The organism is Bacillus mycoides, assembly GCF_000832605.1.
Classification (GTDB): Bacteria; Bacillota; Bacilli; order Bacillales; family Bacillaceae_G; genus Bacillus_A; species Bacillus_A mycoides.
This window is the reverse complement of sequence record NZ_CP009692.1, coordinates 3,793,113-3,810,192: the sequence shown is the minus strand read 5'-3', so window position 1 is coordinate 3,810,192 and position 17,080 is coordinate 3,793,113. Positions and strand designations below refer to the sequence as shown.

22 protein-coding genes are annotated in these 17,080 nt (G+C 33.8%); 16 read left to right on the top strand and 6 right to left on the bottom strand.

Annotated elements, in window-relative coordinates; all coding sequences use genetic code 11:
* The first annotated feature begins 80 nt into the window (after positions 1-80).
* The 3 genes from BG05_RS21315 to BG05_RS21305 all read left to right on the top strand — a co-directional run bounded on the left by BG05_RS21315 (position 81) and on the right by BG05_RS21305 (position 2,476).
* On the top strand, positions 81-977 hold the full coding sequence (locus tag BG05_RS21315; RefSeq protein WP_000418719.1) for a permease: 897 nt from the start codon (positions 81-83) through the stop codon (positions 975-977).
* Positions 978-980: 3 nt separating this feature from the next.
* Entirely contained in the window at positions 981-1,850 is an 870-nt protein-coding gene (locus BG05_RS21310; RefSeq protein WP_002012447.1) for a TIGR03943 family putative permease subunit, read from the top strand.
* A gap of 119 nt (positions 1,851-1,969) precedes the next feature.
* Positions 1,970-2,476 (top strand): acyl-CoA thioesterase, encoded by a 507-nt coding sequence (locus BG05_RS21305; protein ID WP_002012448.1) that lies wholly within the window; start codon positions 1,970-1,972, stop codon positions 2,474-2,476.
* Between the two features lie 129 nt (positions 2,477-2,605).
* Here BG05_RS21305 and BG05_RS30045 read toward each other — a convergent pair whose 3' ends face one another.
* On the bottom strand, positions 2,606-2,692 hold the full coding sequence (locus BG05_RS30045) for a YjcZ family sporulation protein (RefSeq protein WP_000505094.1): 87 nt from the start codon (positions 2,690-2,692) through the stop codon (positions 2,606-2,608).
* A 159-nt stretch (positions 2,693-2,851) separates the two neighbouring features.
* On the opposite strand from BG05_RS30045, the gene cls reads away from it, so the two are divergent.
* From cls to BG05_RS21285, 4 genes are all read left to right on the top strand, one after another.
* Positions 2,852-4,036 (top strand): cardiolipin synthase, encoded by a 1,185-nt coding sequence (cls, locus tag BG05_RS21300; RefSeq protein WP_002127002.1) that lies wholly within the window; start codon positions 2,852-2,854, stop codon positions 4,034-4,036.
* A 32-nt stretch (positions 4,037-4,068) separates the two neighbouring features.
* Entirely contained in the window at positions 4,069-4,527 is a 459-nt protein-coding gene (locus BG05_RS21295; protein WP_002135854.1) for a spore coat protein, read from the top strand.
* A gap of 187 nt (positions 4,528-4,714) precedes the next feature.
* Complete coding sequence (locus tag BG05_RS21290) at positions 4,715-4,894, top strand: hypothetical protein (protein ID WP_016120072.1); 180 nt, start codon at positions 4,715-4,717, stop codon at positions 4,892-4,894.
* 238 nt (positions 4,895-5,132) lie between these two features.
* Positions 5,133-5,753: an NAD(P)-dependent oxidoreductase gene (locus tag BG05_RS21285; protein WP_002168577.1), complete on the top strand. Its 621-nt coding sequence runs from the start codon at positions 5,133-5,135 to the stop codon at positions 5,751-5,753.
* A 24-nt stretch (positions 5,754-5,777) separates the two neighbouring features.
* Here the strand turns inward: BG05_RS21285 and BG05_RS21280 are convergent, their stop codons facing one another.
* The 3 genes from BG05_RS21280 to BG05_RS21270 form a co-directional block, all read right to left on the bottom strand.
* On the bottom strand, positions 5,778-6,260 hold the full coding sequence (locus tag BG05_RS21280; protein ID WP_000217328.1) for a DUF456 domain-containing protein: 483 nt from the start codon (positions 6,258-6,260) through the stop codon (positions 5,778-5,780).
* Position 6,261: 1 nt separating this feature from the next.
* Positions 6,262-7,569 (bottom strand): hemolysin family protein, encoded by a 1,308-nt coding sequence (locus BG05_RS21275; RefSeq protein ID WP_002086044.1) that lies wholly within the window; start codon positions 7,567-7,569, stop codon positions 6,262-6,264.
* 210 nt (positions 7,570-7,779) lie between these two features.
* Positions 7,780-8,667, bottom strand: a complete 888-nt coding sequence (locus tag BG05_RS21270) for a hypothetical protein (protein ID WP_002168576.1) — start codon at positions 8,665-8,667, stop codon at positions 7,780-7,782.
* A gap of 270 nt (positions 8,668-8,937) precedes the next feature.
* Here BG05_RS21270 and BG05_RS21265 point away from each other — a divergent pair, with 270 nt between their 5' ends.
* From BG05_RS21265 to BG05_RS21240, 6 genes are all read left to right on the top strand, one after another.
* Positions 8,938-9,525 (top strand): TetR/AcrR family transcriptional regulator, encoded by a 588-nt coding sequence (locus BG05_RS21265; RefSeq protein ID WP_002086042.1) that lies wholly within the window; start codon positions 8,938-8,940, stop codon positions 9,523-9,525.
* Between the two features lie 8 nt (positions 9,526-9,533).
* The gene (locus tag BG05_RS21260) at positions 9,534-10,178 is read left to right on the top strand and encodes an HXXEE domain-containing protein (RefSeq protein ID WP_033733879.1); all 645 of its coding nucleotides are present in this window, start codon (positions 9,534-9,536) and stop codon (positions 10,176-10,178) included.
* Between the two features lie 175 nt (positions 10,179-10,353).
* Complete coding sequence (gene cbpA, locus BG05_RS21255; protein WP_002186059.1) at positions 10,354-11,001, top strand: cyclic di-AMP binding protein CbpA; 648 nt, start codon at positions 10,354-10,356, stop codon at positions 10,999-11,001.
* Between the two features lie 443 nt (positions 11,002-11,444).
* Positions 11,445-12,782, top strand: coding sequence for a branched-chain amino acid transport system II carrier protein BrnQ4 (brnQ4, locus tag BG05_RS21250; protein WP_396022273.1), 1,338 nt, complete (start codon positions 11,445-11,447; stop codon positions 12,780-12,782).
* A gap of 66 nt (positions 12,783-12,848) precedes the next feature.
* Positions 12,849-13,178: a chaperone CsaA gene (csaA, locus tag BG05_RS21245; protein ID WP_003188825.1), complete on the top strand. Its 330-nt coding sequence runs from the start codon at positions 12,849-12,851 to the stop codon at positions 13,176-13,178.
* Positions 13,159-13,725 (top strand): DUF1572 domain-containing protein, encoded by a 567-nt coding sequence (locus BG05_RS21240; protein ID WP_002168571.1) that lies wholly within the window; start codon positions 13,159-13,161, stop codon positions 13,723-13,725. The genes csaA and BG05_RS21240 overlap by 20 nt, the downstream gene beginning before the upstream one ends.
* Here the strand turns inward: BG05_RS21240 and BG05_RS31695 are convergent.
* Together BG05_RS31695 and BG05_RS21235 are read right to left on the bottom strand one after the other, a co-directional pair.
* The gene (locus tag BG05_RS31695) at positions 13,698-14,003 is read right to left on the bottom strand and encodes a permease (RefSeq protein ID WP_078178819.1); all 306 of its coding nucleotides are present in this window, start codon (positions 14,001-14,003) and stop codon (positions 13,698-13,700) included. The two genes, BG05_RS21240 and BG05_RS31695, sit on opposite strands and share 28 nt — an antisense overlap.
* 4 nt (positions 14,004-14,007) lie before the next feature.
* Positions 14,008-14,313: a hypothetical protein gene (locus BG05_RS21235; RefSeq protein ID WP_002127010.1), complete on the bottom strand. Its 306-nt coding sequence runs from the start codon at positions 14,311-14,313 to the stop codon at positions 14,008-14,010.
* Between the two features lie 89 nt (positions 14,314-14,402).
* Between BG05_RS21235 and spoIIP the strand changes: the two genes are divergently transcribed.
* The 3 genes from spoIIP (at position 14,403) to BG05_RS21220 (ending at position 17,073) form a co-directional block, all read left to right on the top strand.
* Positions 14,403-15,557: a stage II sporulation protein SpoIIP gene (spoIIP, locus tag BG05_RS21230; protein ID WP_002127011.1), complete on the top strand. Its 1,155-nt coding sequence runs from the start codon at positions 14,403-14,405 to the stop codon at positions 15,555-15,557.
* 266 nt (positions 15,558-15,823) lie between these two features.
* On the top strand, positions 15,824-16,321 hold the full coding sequence (locus BG05_RS21225) for a GNAT family N-acetyltransferase (protein ID WP_003188832.1): 498 nt from the start codon (positions 15,824-15,826) through the stop codon (positions 16,319-16,321).
* Between the two features lie 11 nt (positions 16,322-16,332).
* On the top strand, positions 16,333-17,073 hold the full coding sequence (locus BG05_RS21220; RefSeq protein ID WP_003188834.1) for a M15 family metallopeptidase: 741 nt from the start codon (positions 16,333-16,335) through the stop codon (positions 17,071-17,073).
* The last annotated feature ends 7 nt before the right edge of the window (positions 17,074-17,080 follow it).

Sequence of the window (17,080 nt, the reverse complement as noted above, 5' to 3'; positions counted from 1 at the left end):
AATTCCATATAACTCTTGTTCAAATAATGAAATGGGGTTAAAATTACATATTGTTAATGAAAAGTTGGAGGAAATACATCATGGAATTGTTTCAATTACCGAAAGCATTCCTGCAAATGAATACAATCTTTATCTCAATATTAATCGAAGCACTTCCTTTTGTGCTAATTGGTGTATTTATTTCAGGATTCATTCAAATGTTTGTGACAGAAGATATGGTGGCAAAATGGATGCCTAAAAACCGATTTCTGTCTGTTTTATTAGCTACTTTTTTAGGTATGATGTTTCCTGGATGTGAATGTGGAATTGTTCCGATTGTAAGACGATTAATCGGAAAAGGGGTTCCACCCTATGCAGGAATTGCATTTATGTTAACTGGACCGATTATTAATCCAGTTGTATTATTTGCAACATATGTTGCTTTTGGAAGTAGTATGCACATGGTATGGTATCGTTCTATTGTAGCGATTATCGTAGCAATTATCGTTGGAATTATATTATCATTTATGTTTAAAGAACATCAATTAAGAGATGATCACTTCCCAGAAGTGAATCATAAGCGTCCGTTACGTACAAAAATGTGGGATGTATGTACACATGCTGTTGAGGAATTTTTCTCAATGGGAAAATACTTAGTGTTAGGAGCGTTAATTGCTGCTGCAGTTCAAACGTTTGTACAAACTTCAACATTGCTTGCTATTGGACAAGGTCCGTTTTCTTCATCAGCTGTAATGATGGGACTTGCTTTCATTTTATCACTTTGTTCAGAGGCGGATGCATTTATTGCTTCTTCGTTCCAAAGTACATTTTCAACAGCGTCACTTGTCGCGTTTCTCGTATATGGACCGATGGTGGATATTAAAAATATGTTTATGATGCTTGCGACATTTAAAACAAAATTTGTAATTGTTGTGACGGTTACAGTTACCCTTGTTGTTTATGCAAGCTCACTACTCATTTATGCGATGGGGTGGTAGGTTATGTTTCGAGCATATATATTATTAGGCTTTACAATTTTAATTGGACAGCTTCATATTTCCGGTAACATTACGAAGTATATAAATATGAAGTACGCCTATTTATCAAAAACTGCTGCTATTATTTTAGGTTTCTTAACGATTGTACAAATTATTATCGTTTTCCAAAAAGAGCACCAAAAGGAAAAAGAGAAACATGATTGTAGTTGTGATCATAGTCATTGTGGGCATGATCATTCGAAAGATGAGAATACATGGTGGAAAAAAGTGTTTTCTTACACGTTATTCTGTTTTCCAATCATTACAGGATTGTTTTTCCCAATTGCAACATTAGATTCCGATATTGTTAAGGCGAAGGGATTCCATTTTCCAGTAGCGCAAGCAGAAAGTAAAGATCCATTTATGACAAGACAATTTCTAAGACCTGACACGAGTATTTATTACGGGAAAGAAGGATATCGTGGTGTAATGGAAAAAGGGAAGAAAGAGTTTGTTACGAAAGATAATATCACTTTAAAAGATGAAGATTTCTTAAAGGGTATGGAGACAATTTATAATTATCCTGGTGAATTTACTGGTAAAACCCTGTCTTATAAAGGATTTGTTTTCCGAGATGATTCTTCTAAAAAGGAACAATATTTCTTATTCCGTTTCGGCATTATACATTGTGTTGCGGATTCGGGTGTATATGGTATGTTAGTTAAAAAACCAGAAGGGGTAGAGTGGAAAAATGATGATTGGATTCAGATAGAGGGAGAAATTTCAACTGAATTTTATCAGCCGTTTCATGCGAATATTCCAGTGTTAGAGGTAACGAAATGGAATAAAGTTGAACAGCCGAAAGAACAATATGTGTTTAGAGGAGCCGATTGATAAAATCGGTTCTTTTTTGTGGACTAAAAGTTCTAAAAATTGTTAATATTAAACGTGTAGTTCATGAGGTGTAGTGTATATTGGGATATTAGGGATAAATAATTAAAGGGGTGATAACAATGACTGAAGTAAAGGGTAAAACAGCTAATGAATCAAGGGTGTTTAAAACGAGTCGAGTATTTCCAACGGATTTAAATGATCATAACACGCTATTTGGTGGAAAGATATTGGCGGAGATGGATATGGTTGCTTCAATTTCAGCAACGAGACACTCGAGAATGGAATGTGTCACAGCGTCTATGGATTGGGTAGATTTCTTACATCCAGTACGTTCTTCAGATTGTGTTAGTTATGAATCTTTCGTAATTTGGACGGGAAGAACTTCTATGGAGATATTTGTGAAAGTAGTAGCAGAAGATTTAATTTCAGGTAAAAAACGTGTAGCAGCAACTTCATTCGTTACTTTTGTTGCGCTTAGTAAGGAGAATAATCCAGTTCCTGTACCGCGTGTTATCCCTGAGACAGAAGAGGAGAAAGAATTGCATCGAATTGCTGTGTTACGTGCAGAACAGCGCCATATTCGTAAGGCAGAGAGTAAGAAGGTAGCTACACTGCTAACTTTTTGATATAAAATACTTTCCTAGTGGTACTATTTTGTAATAGGTTAGGAGATTTTTGAAATGAAAAGCGGACACCTAAAAATAGGTGTCCGCTTTTATATTTTTTTCATCCCCATATCGTACTACAATAACTGCTTAGCAGAAGCAAGCAGCACCGACGATAATTAAGAGGATAAATAATACGACTAGTAGCGCAAATCCATTACCATGTGCGAAGCCCATTGTTATTTCCTCCTTTTATTTTAAGATACAACATACAATATGCAGATGAGCTCCTGTTTGATATGGACGTATATCATGCAATGACATATTTTTTGTATGATAATGTTTTAAAAAAGGAAAGATATAGGAATAACAGTAGTTAGAGAAAGGAACGTATCCATGAAGCGCTTTTTAATTGTAATAATTTGTTTTATAGGTGTATTCATATGGATGAACGTTGATGTGGAAATGGGGAAGAAAATGGCTAGTGGATATGAATTAGAAAAAATCCGATCAGGGGATTTTCAAGTATATACGAACGGTGATGAGTTATATAAAAGTTTATTTGAGGATATAAATCGTGCAGAAAAGAATGTGTATATTCATTTTTATATTGTAGGAAAAGATGAAATAAGCCAAAAGTTCTTACAGTTATTAGAGAAAAAAGCATCTAGCGGAGTAGATGTGAAATTGTCAGTAGACCGCATTGGCGGATATAAGCTTAAGAAAAAGATAATTGATCAATTAAAAGAAAAAGGCGTGAAGTTTACATTTAGTAAAAAACCTAAATTAAAAAACTTATTTTATTCTTTGCATCAACGTAATCATAGACGCATTGTTACTATAGATGGGAAAGTTTCGTACATTGGTGGCTTCAATATCGGAAAGGAATATCTTGGACAGGATCCTAAATTTGGTCCGTGGCGTGATTATCATGTACGCATCGAAGGGAATGGAGCTACTGATATGGAACGGAAGTTTGCGGAAGACTGGCAAGAAGATACGGGAGAAAAGTTTCCTATACACCAAGAGTTACCTGTACAAGGAAATGTAAAATATCAATACGTATTTTCGAATGGAAAAGGTTTATGGAAGGAGTATGGAGCGTTTTTAAAGAAGGCAAAACATTCTTTAATTATCGCTACACCATATTTTGTACCGAGTAAAGAAATGGTGAAGGGGCTGAAAGATGCATTAAATCGTGGTGTCCATGTAAAAATCCTCGTCCCATTTAAAAGTGATGCAGTATTGCTAAAACAGGCTGCCTATCCTTATTTGAAAGACATGTTAGATGCTGGAGCGGAGATTTATCAATATCGAAATGGATTTTTTCATGGGAAAGTAACAATCATCGATGAGGAAATGGTTGATATTGGTACAGCAAATTTTGATAATAGAAGTTTTTACTTAAATAACGAATCTAACTGTTTCATATATGATAAGACAGTCGTTGCTGACGTATGGAGTCGATTAAAAGAAGACTTTCATAAATCAAAACGATTTTCTGAAGAAGATTTTGAGAAAATTAGTAGATGGGATTGGTTTCTAGCAAGAATATCAAATGTTATCGCATCATATTTATAGTATAGAGATGAAATAGGAAGGGAGGCGCTTTAATGGATTGTATGAAAGAATTGATGACATATAGTTACACACTTATATATAAAGTTGGAGAATACACGAGCAAGGTTCGAGATGAAGAATTAAAGGATATATTACAGCATCATTTGCCGTATATGTTACAAGCATATAATGAACAAGTGAATTTTCAAGAAGGAGAAAATATACAACATATAACTTGTAAACAAATGTGGCCGGAATTTACTGAAATGGATAGGGAAACAGATAATGAGTATACAGGGGATATTGGGATTGCTATTTGTTATATTTCACATTTGAAACGATTAGCATTAAAGTTTGCTCAAGTTGCAGTGGAAGTTGCGAACCCAGAGTTTCGTTCTTTTTTGGAAAATTGTTTTGTGAAAATGAATCGTTATGCTTATAGTGTTTGGCAATATGTTGTGAAGAAGGAATATAAGATTAAACATGTATATGAAAGTGAAAAATTCGCGTGAAAAGCTAAGGTGGAATGAAAGGCGCCTTAGTTTTTTTATGTCTAATTAGAATGGGAGGATTAAAGATTGGTTATGTTATCCGAAAATTTACAAAAGTTTACTGTATCTTTACTATTTTTAAATCTTCCCTTTAAAAAAAAAGAGTAATATGGGATTGTACATATTCTATCAAAGGGAGGAAACGCAAATGAACAAATGGGTTAAGTCATTAACTGCTATGGCACTTGCAAGTTCTTTATTAATGGTAGGTTGTAGTAAAGATGGGGATAAAAAGAAAGAGGATGACACAACTTCGCAGCAAGATGAAAAGAAAGATAAAGAAACAAGTGGAACAGAAAAATCTTCTGATTCGAAAGAAAAGAAATAAAGTGAAACTTTAATCAGTGGGGATTTTGTCCATCCCCACTGATTATTAGCCCACACCAATCGGGCATTTACGGGCAGTTATCTCCCGCCTAATTTCCTCGCATTCGCCGAATTTACTGCCCGTTAATGCGGGATAAATGGATAATAGAGCTTTCTCACATATATGAGGGAGCTTTTTTGTTGCGTATTTGTAAGTTTTGCGGAAAAATAGAGAGAAAGAATGGAAGAGGGGATAATATATGAAAGTATGTATATTAGGAGCGACAGGTAGAGTAGGATCACACATTATGAAATTGGCATTACATGATTCATATGAAGTGACGGTATTAGTTCGTGATTTGAGTAGAGTGGAAACAGAGCATGAAAGGTTACATATTATAGAGGGAAATGTGTTAAACGGAAATGATATAAAGGAAGCGATTAAAGGATGTGATATTGTAATTAGTGCTCTTGGAACTGATCGGAATGGGACGTTAGAGAAGAGTTTACCGATTATTATAAAGCAAATGGAAGAAGAGGGCATAAAGAAAATTGTTACAATAGGAACTGCTGGTATTTTACAAGCACGAACAAACCCAAGTATATATCGTTTCCAATCAAAAGAATCGAAAAGAAAAATGACAACAGCTGCGGAAGATCATTTAGCTGCTTATGAAGCGCTGAATAATAGTAAACTATGTTGGACTGTTGTTTGTCCGACGCATTTAATAGATGGTGATGTAACCGGTGTATATCGAACTGAACAAGATATGTTGCCAACAGATGGATCGAAAATCACAGTTGGTGATACAGCTCAGTTTACATGGAGTTTACGTAATAAAAGCTTATACGAGAAAAGCCGAGTAGGTATTTCATATTAAAAAACCATCCCAAAATAGGGATGGCTAAAAAATGATATAGCATACAAAGATGATAATCATAATGATTTGGAGAATTGCTTTCGCTACTGTACTACTTAAAAAACCGACAACAGTTGCAATTCCGACTAAAAGGGCGTCTTTTGGCGCCTTTTTATGCATTAGTTCCGTAATAAATACAGATAAGAACGGTATGATAATAAGCCCGAATGGTGGGAAGAAGAACGATCCGACAATGATAGAAACCATACCAACACGTTCGCCCGATTTTGTACTTCCGTATTTTTTTAGGAAGTATCCATTTGCAATAAAGTCAGCAACGAAAATGAAGAGTGTAAAAATGACTTGAATAATCCAAAAAGATGTCGTTAACTCTCCGCCGTTTATTCCAAAATGATAAATGAAATAGCCAGCCCATACGGCAAGGATGCCAGGGATAATGGGGTATATAAAGGCAAGAAATGAAACAATGAAACAAGCAATGATACAAATTGTTAGTAAAACAGTCACTTTATAACTCCTTTGTAGTATCTAATTTATGTACAGCAATCTTTTTAATTTGATGCCCATCAAGTTCTAATGCTTTAAATTGAAAACCATCATATTCAACTGAATAGCCAGCCTCAATATTTAAATCAATTGATTGAGAGAGAAGCCAACCACCAATTGTATCTAAATCACTTTCATCGATATGTAGGCCAAACATATCATTTACTTCAGAAATGAGTACTTTCCCATCTAAAACAGTAAGCCTAGGAGTACGCTTTTCAATCATTGGTGATTCGTCTGCGTCAAATTCATCTTGAATTTCTCCGATAATTTCTTCAAGAATATCCTCCATCGTTAAAAGGCCAGCAGTTCCGCCGTATTCATCCATAACAATCGCCATTTGTACGCGGTTCTTTTGGAGGTGTATTAACGTTTTACGAATGGGAACTGTTTCAAATACAGTTAAAACAGGATGTATGTAGGCATCAAGTGGTTTGTAAATGCCTTTTGTTTGATTATGAAAAATCTCTTTCGTATTTATCATTCCAATAATATCATCTTTATCCTTTTCAATAATAGGATAACGTGTATACTTTTCAGTTGCAACGATTTTCATATTTTCTTCTAACGTATTTTCAGTAGATAAACAAACCATTTCAGTTCTAGGTACCATAATTTCTTTAGCAACACGATCATCAAATTCAAAAATATTATTTACATATTTATATTCGGTTTGATTAATTTCGCCGCTTTTATAGCTTTCACCTAAAATGAGTCGTAGTTCTTCTTCGGAATGGGCAAGTTCATTTTCTTTCGCAGGCTCTAAACCGAGTAATTTTGTGAAAAATATAGCTGCACTATTGAGAAGCCAAATGAACGGATACATAATTTTATCAAATAAAATAAGCGGTTTTGCAAATTTTAATGTGATTGCTTCAGCTTTTTGGATTGCGAAAGACTTAGGAACTAACTCGCCTAATACAACATGGAAAAAAGTAATCACACTAAAAGCAATAATAAAGGATAACGTGTTAGCCATTGTTCCAGTAATATTGATTTTTTCAAATAGTGGTCGCAGTAAATGTTCCACAGTTGGTTCACCAAGCCAACCAAGTCCTAAAGAGGTGATAGTAATGCCAAGCTGACAAGCGGATAAATAAACGTCTAAGTTAGATAAAACGCTTCTTGCAGCTAATGCTTGTTTATTACCTTCATTAGCAAGCTGGTCAATTCGACTTTTTCGTACTTTTACGACAGCGAATTCTGAAGCAACGAAAAAACCAGAAATAAGGATAAGTATAAAGATGAGAAAAATATTTAATATGTCCAAGTGTGTTCTTTATTCCTAATTTGGAATAAAGATGTCACCTCCTGTAATTATGTTATACTTTTATAATAAATCCAAATGAAAAGATTAGTCAAAGAAAATGGGTAAATAATGGTAGGTTTCTATAGTAGTTTTTTAATTTGCTGTTATTTTGTCCTCTATATAATAGGAATAACCGTCTACTTTTAATTTAAAGTAGACGGTTATTCTACGTTATGGTTTTGAAATACTTCTTGTTAAAGTGTATGTTTGCTGTTTATTGTAGTTTGTTGTCCATAGTGTTTGGAGAAAAGATAATACGCTGTATGGGATGTAAAGAAGTAATAAACCAATTGCGACAACTATAGGTGCATTTCCACCAAATTGAACGATAAATTGTAAGAGTCCGTTTACGTGAAAAACACATTCCATAAAAACAAATGAAAGAATAATGGAACTTAGAATAGATTTATGATTGGAAGTAAGCGCCATAAATAACGTATCAACAAGGAAGGCTGAATTTTTTATTTCGTATTCATTTGTATTATTTAAGAAAGGAAGCCATTTTTTTATTGCTTGCAGAACGATTATCATGGAAGTACTACATACGATGATAAAAGAGGAGAAGAAAGGAACCTTCATGAATTCCGCGATGTAGAGTAGTAGTAATAGTACTGAACATTGTAATATCACAGTACCAAAAGAATATGGTATCCAGCGCAATAAGGAAGTGCACTTTCTTACTGATCTCGGTGCTTTTAAAAATAGATGACCGATCCCTAAACTAATAAAGAAACCGATTACAAGAGTGAATGTGAAACGAACGATTGATAAAAAATATATTTCCCATATGTAGGGGAATAGTGGTGACGAATGGCTAGAAGTATGTATCATATTTTGTGTATTTATAATCTGATTTGCTGAGAAAAGGATAGGTTCATGCATCCAATCGATTCTTGGAATTGAAATAGAAAAAAGTTGTGCAAAGTTATGAAAAATGCTAATAAATCCAGTTGTGTAAGAGTAATTATGTGTAATGAATAATGCTGGAATAGGACTTATGACAAAAATAATAAAAATACCAACTATAAATTTACATATATGTGAGCGCAATAAGGACATACAATCACCTACTCTTAGAATATTCAGAAAATTCTTATTCTTATTTTAGCTTTTTTCAGGGGAAGTTACAATATATTTTTCTTTACGTATTGGTATATGGATAGTATTAAATTATTTTTAGAAATTTATTTTATGTATGGGATGAATGAAAAGAAATGTAGGTAAATGTCGAAAGGATTAAATTGATTTTTCAAATTGGAAAGTGATACCATAAAGTTAAACAATGTTTAAATCATTGTTTAATCGATAAATTCTAGAGGGGGAGATAAGTTGGGGGAAAATGAAAACATATCAACGAAAGAAAAGATTTTAAATACAACCTTGGAGTTAATTAAAAACGAAGGTTTTGAAAGGGTAACGATAAGGAAAATTGCATCATTGTCAGATGTAAATATTGCGCTTGTAAATTACCATTTTGGTTCAAAAGAAAAGTTGATTAGTGAGGCGATTAAAGTTTTGTTAATTAGCTTCCAAGGCACTTTTTCTATTTTAGATGATATTACAGTGCCAGCGAAAGAAAGATTAAAAATATTTTTATTTGATTATGTACTAGTAATTCGGCAATATCCTGAGTTAGTCAGGAAGATTATTGCAATGGGAACTACGGTATTTACATCTCAATACGAATATGGAGATTTTTTGAAGAGGCTAGGTTTTAGTAAAGTGAAGAATATTTTGAGCGAAATAACAAATGAAGCGGATCAGGAAATTTTAATGATGATGACAGTGCAAATATTTGGATCCATTTTTCTTCCAGCATTAATGATGCCAATTCTTGAATCAGGGGCAGATATAAGAGTACTACCTATAGAAAAACAGATTGATTTCCTATTTGAACGCTATTTTTATAAAAATTGAGATAGTGGGTGATAGAGATGGTTAGTTTCTTTAGAAAGCATTGGTATGATATAGGGTTAGTTGTGGCTATTGTTGTCGTTGTTTGTTTAGTCGCGAATTTGGGAGAAATAAGTGAAATAAAAGTACTGTTAGCGTTAAGTTTTGTAGCCATTTTAGTGCATCAATTTGAAGAGTATCGTTGGCCAGGTTATTTCGCTGGTCTGTTTAATGTAGTTATATTTAAAAGTGATATACCAGATCGCTATCCATTAAATACGCAATCTGCTATGGTAATAAATATTTTGATTGCGTATGTTTTTTATTTACTTCCGGTTTTCTTTCAAAATATAATATGGCTTGGGATGGCACCTATTTTAATGGGTTTTTTTCAATTCATATGGCATGGTATTTTTGCGAATATAAAAGCTAAAACAATATACAATCCGGGATTAGGTGCGGTTGTATTACTACATGTTCCGATTGGTTATGCATATATGAGATATGTTCTTTTACACAATCTGGCTACAAATTTGGATTGGATATCAGGGCTGATCTATTTTCTAGTAGCTACCTATTTTTTAATTATAAAAGGAAATATGTTAATGAAAAGTAAGGAGACAAATCATTATTTTTCTAAAAAGCAATTAGGTCCGTACAATGATGCAGTAAAGTGATCCAGAATTCAGGAGGGATTTTTGATGCTGAAGAGAGTACAAGTGAATGATTCATGAATAAATTATGACGAAAAAATGAATAATTTTCAGAAAAATAAAATAATATATTTATTTTTTTCTGAAAATATAATATAGTTATGGCACAGAAAGTATTTTAGCATAAGGAGGCTTTTTTATGAGGATTAAAGGGAATTATGTGCCAAAGAGGGAAGTTTTGTTTTGCTCAAGTTCAATTACGATAGGGGAAACGCTGGAACATTTAAATAAAACGGGGTATCGTTGTGTACCAGTTTTAGATGAAAAAAAAGAGAAGTTTTTAGGGAATGTATACAAAGTAGATATTTTAGAATATAAAGGTTCACTTGAAGATAATGTATTACAATTATTGAACGATAAAAATGGGTACGTGAGAGAAGACTCTTCCTTCTTTAAAGTATTTTTTACAATTAAAAAACTACCGTATTTATCAGTAGTTGATGAAAAAGGGGTCTTCCTTGGTATTTTAACTCATAAAAAAGTTTTTGAACTATTAGAAGATGCATGGGGAGTCCATTCTAGTAAATATTCTGTCATGATTGGAACACAAGATTATAATGGGGCCATTCAAAAATTATCGACAGTGCTAAAGAAATACACTGGTATTCAAAGCTTAATGACTTTTGATAATGATGCTTTATTAGTACGTAGAATAATGTTTACATTGGGAGAAGAGTTTGAAGATAGTGAATTAGAAACATTGCTAAAGGATTTAGAAGATCATGGATTTAGAGTTGTGTATGTTGAAGAGATGAATAATCCACGTGAAGTTGAAACGATAGACTAACAAGTAAAAGCCATCTTATTTTTTGATGGCTTTTACTTTCTTTTGTATAAAAATATTCAAATATAATAAAATGTAAAAATCGTAAATTTCTAAAAAAATTTGTGTAATAGAATAAATAAAGGAGGTATGTGTGGATAATTTTGATTTTCAAAAAATTCTATTTAAAAATATGTTTTTATTTTTCAGCCAAATATGTTACTATATGTGTGATAAAAACAAAGAGGTCTGACAACTAAACTCCACGTTATAACACTCTAATGACTTGAATATTCAAAAAAATCAAAAATCAATAATTAGAGTAAGAATAAGGGGAATGGAGAAATTATGGAGAAAGACATTGCTTTGTAAGGGGCATATTTTATCATCTTGAGCAGAGAGGAGGATGCATAGCATATTGTGAAAAGAGATATAAACAATGAAAAAGTGCTATGCAAATGAAAAGCATGAAGGGACGTTTAAGGCCAGGTGATACGGTAGCGATTGGTTTAATGTTATTTGCACTATTTTTAGGGGCAGGAAATTTAATTTTCCCGCCAGTTTTAGGTCAACAAGCAGGAGAAAATGTTTGGATTGCTACAATTGGATTCCTTGTAACGGGAGTCGGATTACCCCTATTAGCTGTAACAGCTGTCGCGTTTGTAGAGGGGGACTTGAAAGCGCTATCTTCTAGAGTTCACCCTATATTTGCGTTTATTTTCCCATTGATTAGTTATTTAGCGATTGGACCATTTTTCGCGATTCCGCGTACTGGAGCTGTTTCATTTGAAATGGGTATGAAGCCATTTCTATCAGAGACAATGGTTTCTGAGTGGTACATGCTATTTCTTTTCACTATAGTTTTCTTCGGAATAACGTGGTATTTATCATTAAATCCATCTAAATTAGTGGATTGGTTCGGGAAATTTCTTACACCATTGTTAGTATTGATTGTTGCTGTTATTGTCGGAAAAGCAATTATTGATCCAATTGGAGAACCGGCTGCACCTTTAGCTGCTTATAAAGAGAATGCTTTCTTTGGTGGATTTATTCAAGGATATTTAACGATGGATGCGATTAGTGCACTTGTGTTTGGGATTGTTGTTGTACAAGTTATTCGCTCAAAAGGGATAAAAGAGAGCGGACAAATCGCAAAAATAACAGTTGTATCAGGGATTATTGCTGTATTAGGCTTAACGTTAATATATTTATCACTTGCATATCTCGGATCTACAAGTACATCACTTGGTGTGTCGGAGAACGGTGGTCTTATTTTAACGAATGTTGTAAATGAGTTATATGGAACAAGTGGCAAAATTTTATTAGGACTTGTAATTATACTCGCTTGTTTAACAACTTCTGTTGGATTAACATCTGCGTGTGCTGGCTTCTTTACAAACTTATTCCCAAAACTTTCGCATAAAACGATTGTAACTATGGTATGTGTATTTAGTTTAATTGTATCTAACCTAGGGTTAACACAATTAATCACAGTAACATTACCAGTGTTAATGATCATTTATCCAGTTGCAATTGTATTAATCGTTCTTTCATATTTCCATAAATGGATAGGGAAGCGTAATACAATATATATCGGAGCTATTTTAGGTGCGTTGTTAATTAGTTTCTTTAACGGTTTAGAAAGTGCGAACATTAAAATTGATGCGATTTCTAATGTGCTACAAATGTTACCATTATATAAAGAAGGAATAGGATGGCTAATCCCATCATGTATTGGCGGGATTCTCGGTTTCTTCTTCTATAAATCAAATGAATTAAGTGAATTACAAAAGAAAGGTGCTTAGGCGCCTTTCTTTTTTTAAAGGGGATTTTTGTATTTTGTCTAAGTAATAATTGGGAGGAATGATAAAATGGCTAATTTTGAAGATTTTTTAACTTTTGATGTAAGAATTGGAACAGTAACACAGGCAGAGGAATTTAAAGAAGCGAGAGTGCCAGCGATTAAACTAGAAATTGATTTTGGGGGGCTTGGGGTCAAGCAGTCAAGTGCTCAAATTACGAAGAGATATAATCCAGAAGACTTAATCGGTCAGCAAATTGTTGCTGTTGTAAATTTTCCGCCAAAGCGTGTAGCTGGATTTAAATCGGAAGTGCTTGTATTAGGTGGAGTTCCTGAAGCTGGTGATGTTGTGTTGCTTCAGCCTAATATGGAACTGCCAAATGGAACAAAAATTAGTTAGTGTGAAGGTAGGGGCTAATATGGATATCGGACGAGAATATTTACAATGTGCCATTTCTAATTTCAAAACAACAAAGCAACAAGGAGAACGGGTACTTTCTCAATTATCATACGAACAAATACAATGGTCTTCTCATGAAGAAACAAATAGCATAGCGATTATAATGAAACATTTGCATGGTAATATGCGTTCAAGATGGACGGAATTTTTAACGTCTGATGGCGAAAAAATAGATCGTAACCGAGATGGTGAATTTGAAGGTGGCTACAATTCAAAACAAGAAGCGCTTGCTGCGTGGCAAGAAGGGTGGGAGTATGTTTTTAAAACGATGGATACTTTAACAGCAGAGCAGATTTTGCAGAAAGTATACATTCGTGGAGAAGAACACACTGTCATGCAAGCGATCGAAAGGCAAATTTCTCATTATGCTTTACATATTGGACAAATCATTTACATTGGTAAAATGTTAAAAGAAAATGAATGGGAGTGTTTAAGCATTCCCAGAGGTCAATCTACTAGTTATTTACAGAAAAAACGTTCAACGTAATAATATGAAAGAAACCGATATAAAATAGGAAGCAAAAAAATAAGCCAATTGATAGAGGGCTCCGTGAACATTAGAATGCTGCCAGCAATAAGCCCATATGTAATAAGAAAGAAACCAAAGAGTGTATTTATAGGAATAAAACGTGAGACAAATAATTGCTGATTTTTGAAACAAGTGTTATGAAACAAATAAAAGCGGAAATGCCATGTAGAGGTAATAAGATCTTTCCTTCTCGTTATTCTTTTTTTACATTTATGACAGATGAATGGTGGCTGCATTTCGTTACACTCCATTTTTGGAATTCATTAGTTTCGTAATAATTTGAGACAAAATTAAGTACAAAGTGTATATCCCTATATACGCTCCTGCAAGTAGAAAAAGTGGATTTAGTAAAATTCCATGAATGCTTGTCATGAAAACTAAATTTTGTATTAAAACATCATATATATTAATAGAAATAATTGTCCCGAGTACATACAGTGCTAAGTATGCGGAAATATGTAGCACAATACGAATTTTAGGATGTAAAGCAAACAAATAAAAAATAAATGATAAGACGATTGGTAATGTTCCTATTAGTAGCTTCAATTCATTTCACCTCATTAACAATATAGCCGGAATTTAAGCGGTCTATTCTCTAGAGCTTGTACATAACTTGAAATAGAGAGGGTGATAGTATGAATCGAGGCTTTTTTTACGTGAAATTAACAAGTGTACGCAAGTTAATTATATTTATTATTACTACGGTATTAGCGACTTTCTTTCTTATTAGTGTAATGGTAACTTCCATGAAAGAGACAAAGTCAACGTATTTATATAATTGGTTAAATGAGTTATCAATGAATGGTTACATGTACGTTATTGGGAAAGAGAATCATTATTTTACACAGGAGTACCGGAATTTGAATCAAGACTTTTCTATTTCTTCATTCCTCTTTTCGATGGCTACGAATATTCGTTTTGATGATGTACGTAGTTTTGTCGGGAAAGAACTTCCGGGATTTGGGAAATATGATACAGAAATCGTTATAGCAGGTGAAGGAACAAATTATTCCAACTTACCGATAGAATCGAGTGTTCCTCTTGAAGAAGTAGTGAAGGAACGGACTGGAGAAGCTGGACAAGTTCCTAAGCCTGATCCGAATAAAGAGAAGAAACAACCAGCTCAAACGACTGGAAAAAGACAAGTTGCATTGATTTATCATTCACATAGCTGGGAATCTTATTTGCCGTTACTTAACTTAACGAATGATCCAAATCCAAATAAAGCAACGAGTTCTGTAACGAATATTTCAATAGTTGGCGATCGATTGCGAGAACAGTTAGAAAGTGAAGGGATCGGTGCTACTAACGATAAAACTGATGTTGGTCAAAAATTAATAAGTAAAGGATTAAATAGTAATAGTTCTTATAAACTGTCACGAGAAATTGTACAAGAAGCGATGGCTGGTAATAAAGAACTCCAATATTTTTTCGATTTGCACCGTGATAGTGCACGGAAAAATGTCACGACAAAAACAATTGGAGATAAATCATATGCAAAGCTTGCTTTTGTAATTGGGAAAGGTAACAAAAACTATGAAAAAAACTTACAATTAGCAACTGCGTTACATGAGACGATTAGTAAGAAATATCCGGGAATGAGCCGTGGTGTAATTCAAAAAGGATTCCAAACAGGAAATGGAGTCTACAATCAAGACCTATCAGGACAAGCGATATTAATTGAAGTTGGCGGGGTAGATAATACAGAGGAAGAATTAAATCGATCAATTGATGCACTTGCTAAGGCATTTGGTGAATATTTTTGGCAAGCAGAAAAAGTGAATGGATAAAGTGAAATTTGAATTAGTGGTAGGCATTGCCGATGGTTATCAGCCTACATCAATTGGGGGAAAACGTAAGTGTACAGCTTACGTTTTTTGTTTGTCATGAAATGAGGATGAAAAGATGTCACATTATAGACATAATTTGTAATTGCTATAGTAATATCGAAATTTGTCTATTTATAATAGGAGAATTAGAAAGGGATTTTCGCAAAAATATAGAAAATCTTTTCACAAGGAAAATTTTTAACTAACAGAATGGGTAGGGGATTAAGGTGATACGTGAGATTAGAGTAGAAGATGCAGCATCATTTTTACAATTAAGTAAGCAATTAGATGAAGAAACGAAATTTATGTTATACGAACCAGGAGAACGAAAAACTACAGTAGAGCAACAAGAAAAGATGGTCCACCGTTTTATAGAAAATGAATATGCGACAATATTTGTAGCAGTTGAAGAAGAGAGAATAGTAGGGTTTATTTTAGTTGATGGAAATAATATTCAAAGAAAGAGACATGTGGCAGGCATTGTAATTGGCATTTTGCAAGAGTATAGTGGCCGAGGTATTGGAACGAGTTTGTTTAAAGAAGTAGAGAAGTGGGCAAGATTATATGATGTATGGCGTTTAGAATTAACGGTAATGGCCCACAATACAAGAGCTCAGGCACTATATAGCAAAATTGGATTTGAACAAGAAGGTGTCAAAAAATCTGCTCTTATCATCGATGGAAAAGGTATCGATGAGTATGAAATGGCCAAATTATTAAAATAAGAGGTCGTTATATGAAAAAAAGATGGGCACTACTTGGTATCGTAGCAATGATACTGATCATTGGAGTAGCAGGAATAAATTATAAGATGTACAAGGAGCAAGAGGCGAAGGAAGTAAATGTAAACAATATATTTCCGAAAGCTAAAGAAACGATTGCTAATATGGATGGGGATATCGCAGTCATTAGTAATCCAAGTTCGATGCTTGTACTTGTGAATAAAAATAGGCGTTTACCAGATGGGTATAGACCGCCAGATTTAGTTGTTCCGAAAGTACGTTACTCTAGTGAAGGTGATCAAGAGAAGAAAAAGATGAGGAAAGAGGCAGCGGTGGCACTTGAGGAAATGTTTCAGCAAGCCAATAATGAGCGGATTTTCCTTTTTGCAGTCTCTGGATTTAGATCTTTTGATCGACAAAAAGCATTAAATACAATGTATAAAAGACAAGATGGAGAAGCAAAGACAGCGATGTCTAGTGCAGTCCCTGGTACGAGTGAACATCAAACAGGACTAGCTATGGATATTACATCTCAATCTGCTAAATTTCAGCTAGAAACTATTTTTGGGGAGACGAAAGAAGGAAAGTGGCTTTCTGAAAATGCCCATAAGTTTGGTTTTGTTATTCGATATACGAAAGAGAAAGAAGGGATTACCGGTTATCGTTATGAACCGTGGCATGTACGTTATGTTGGGAATCCGCAAGCTACATATTTATATGAAAACCAACTAACGATTGAAGAAGTAACGCAGTAATGAATTG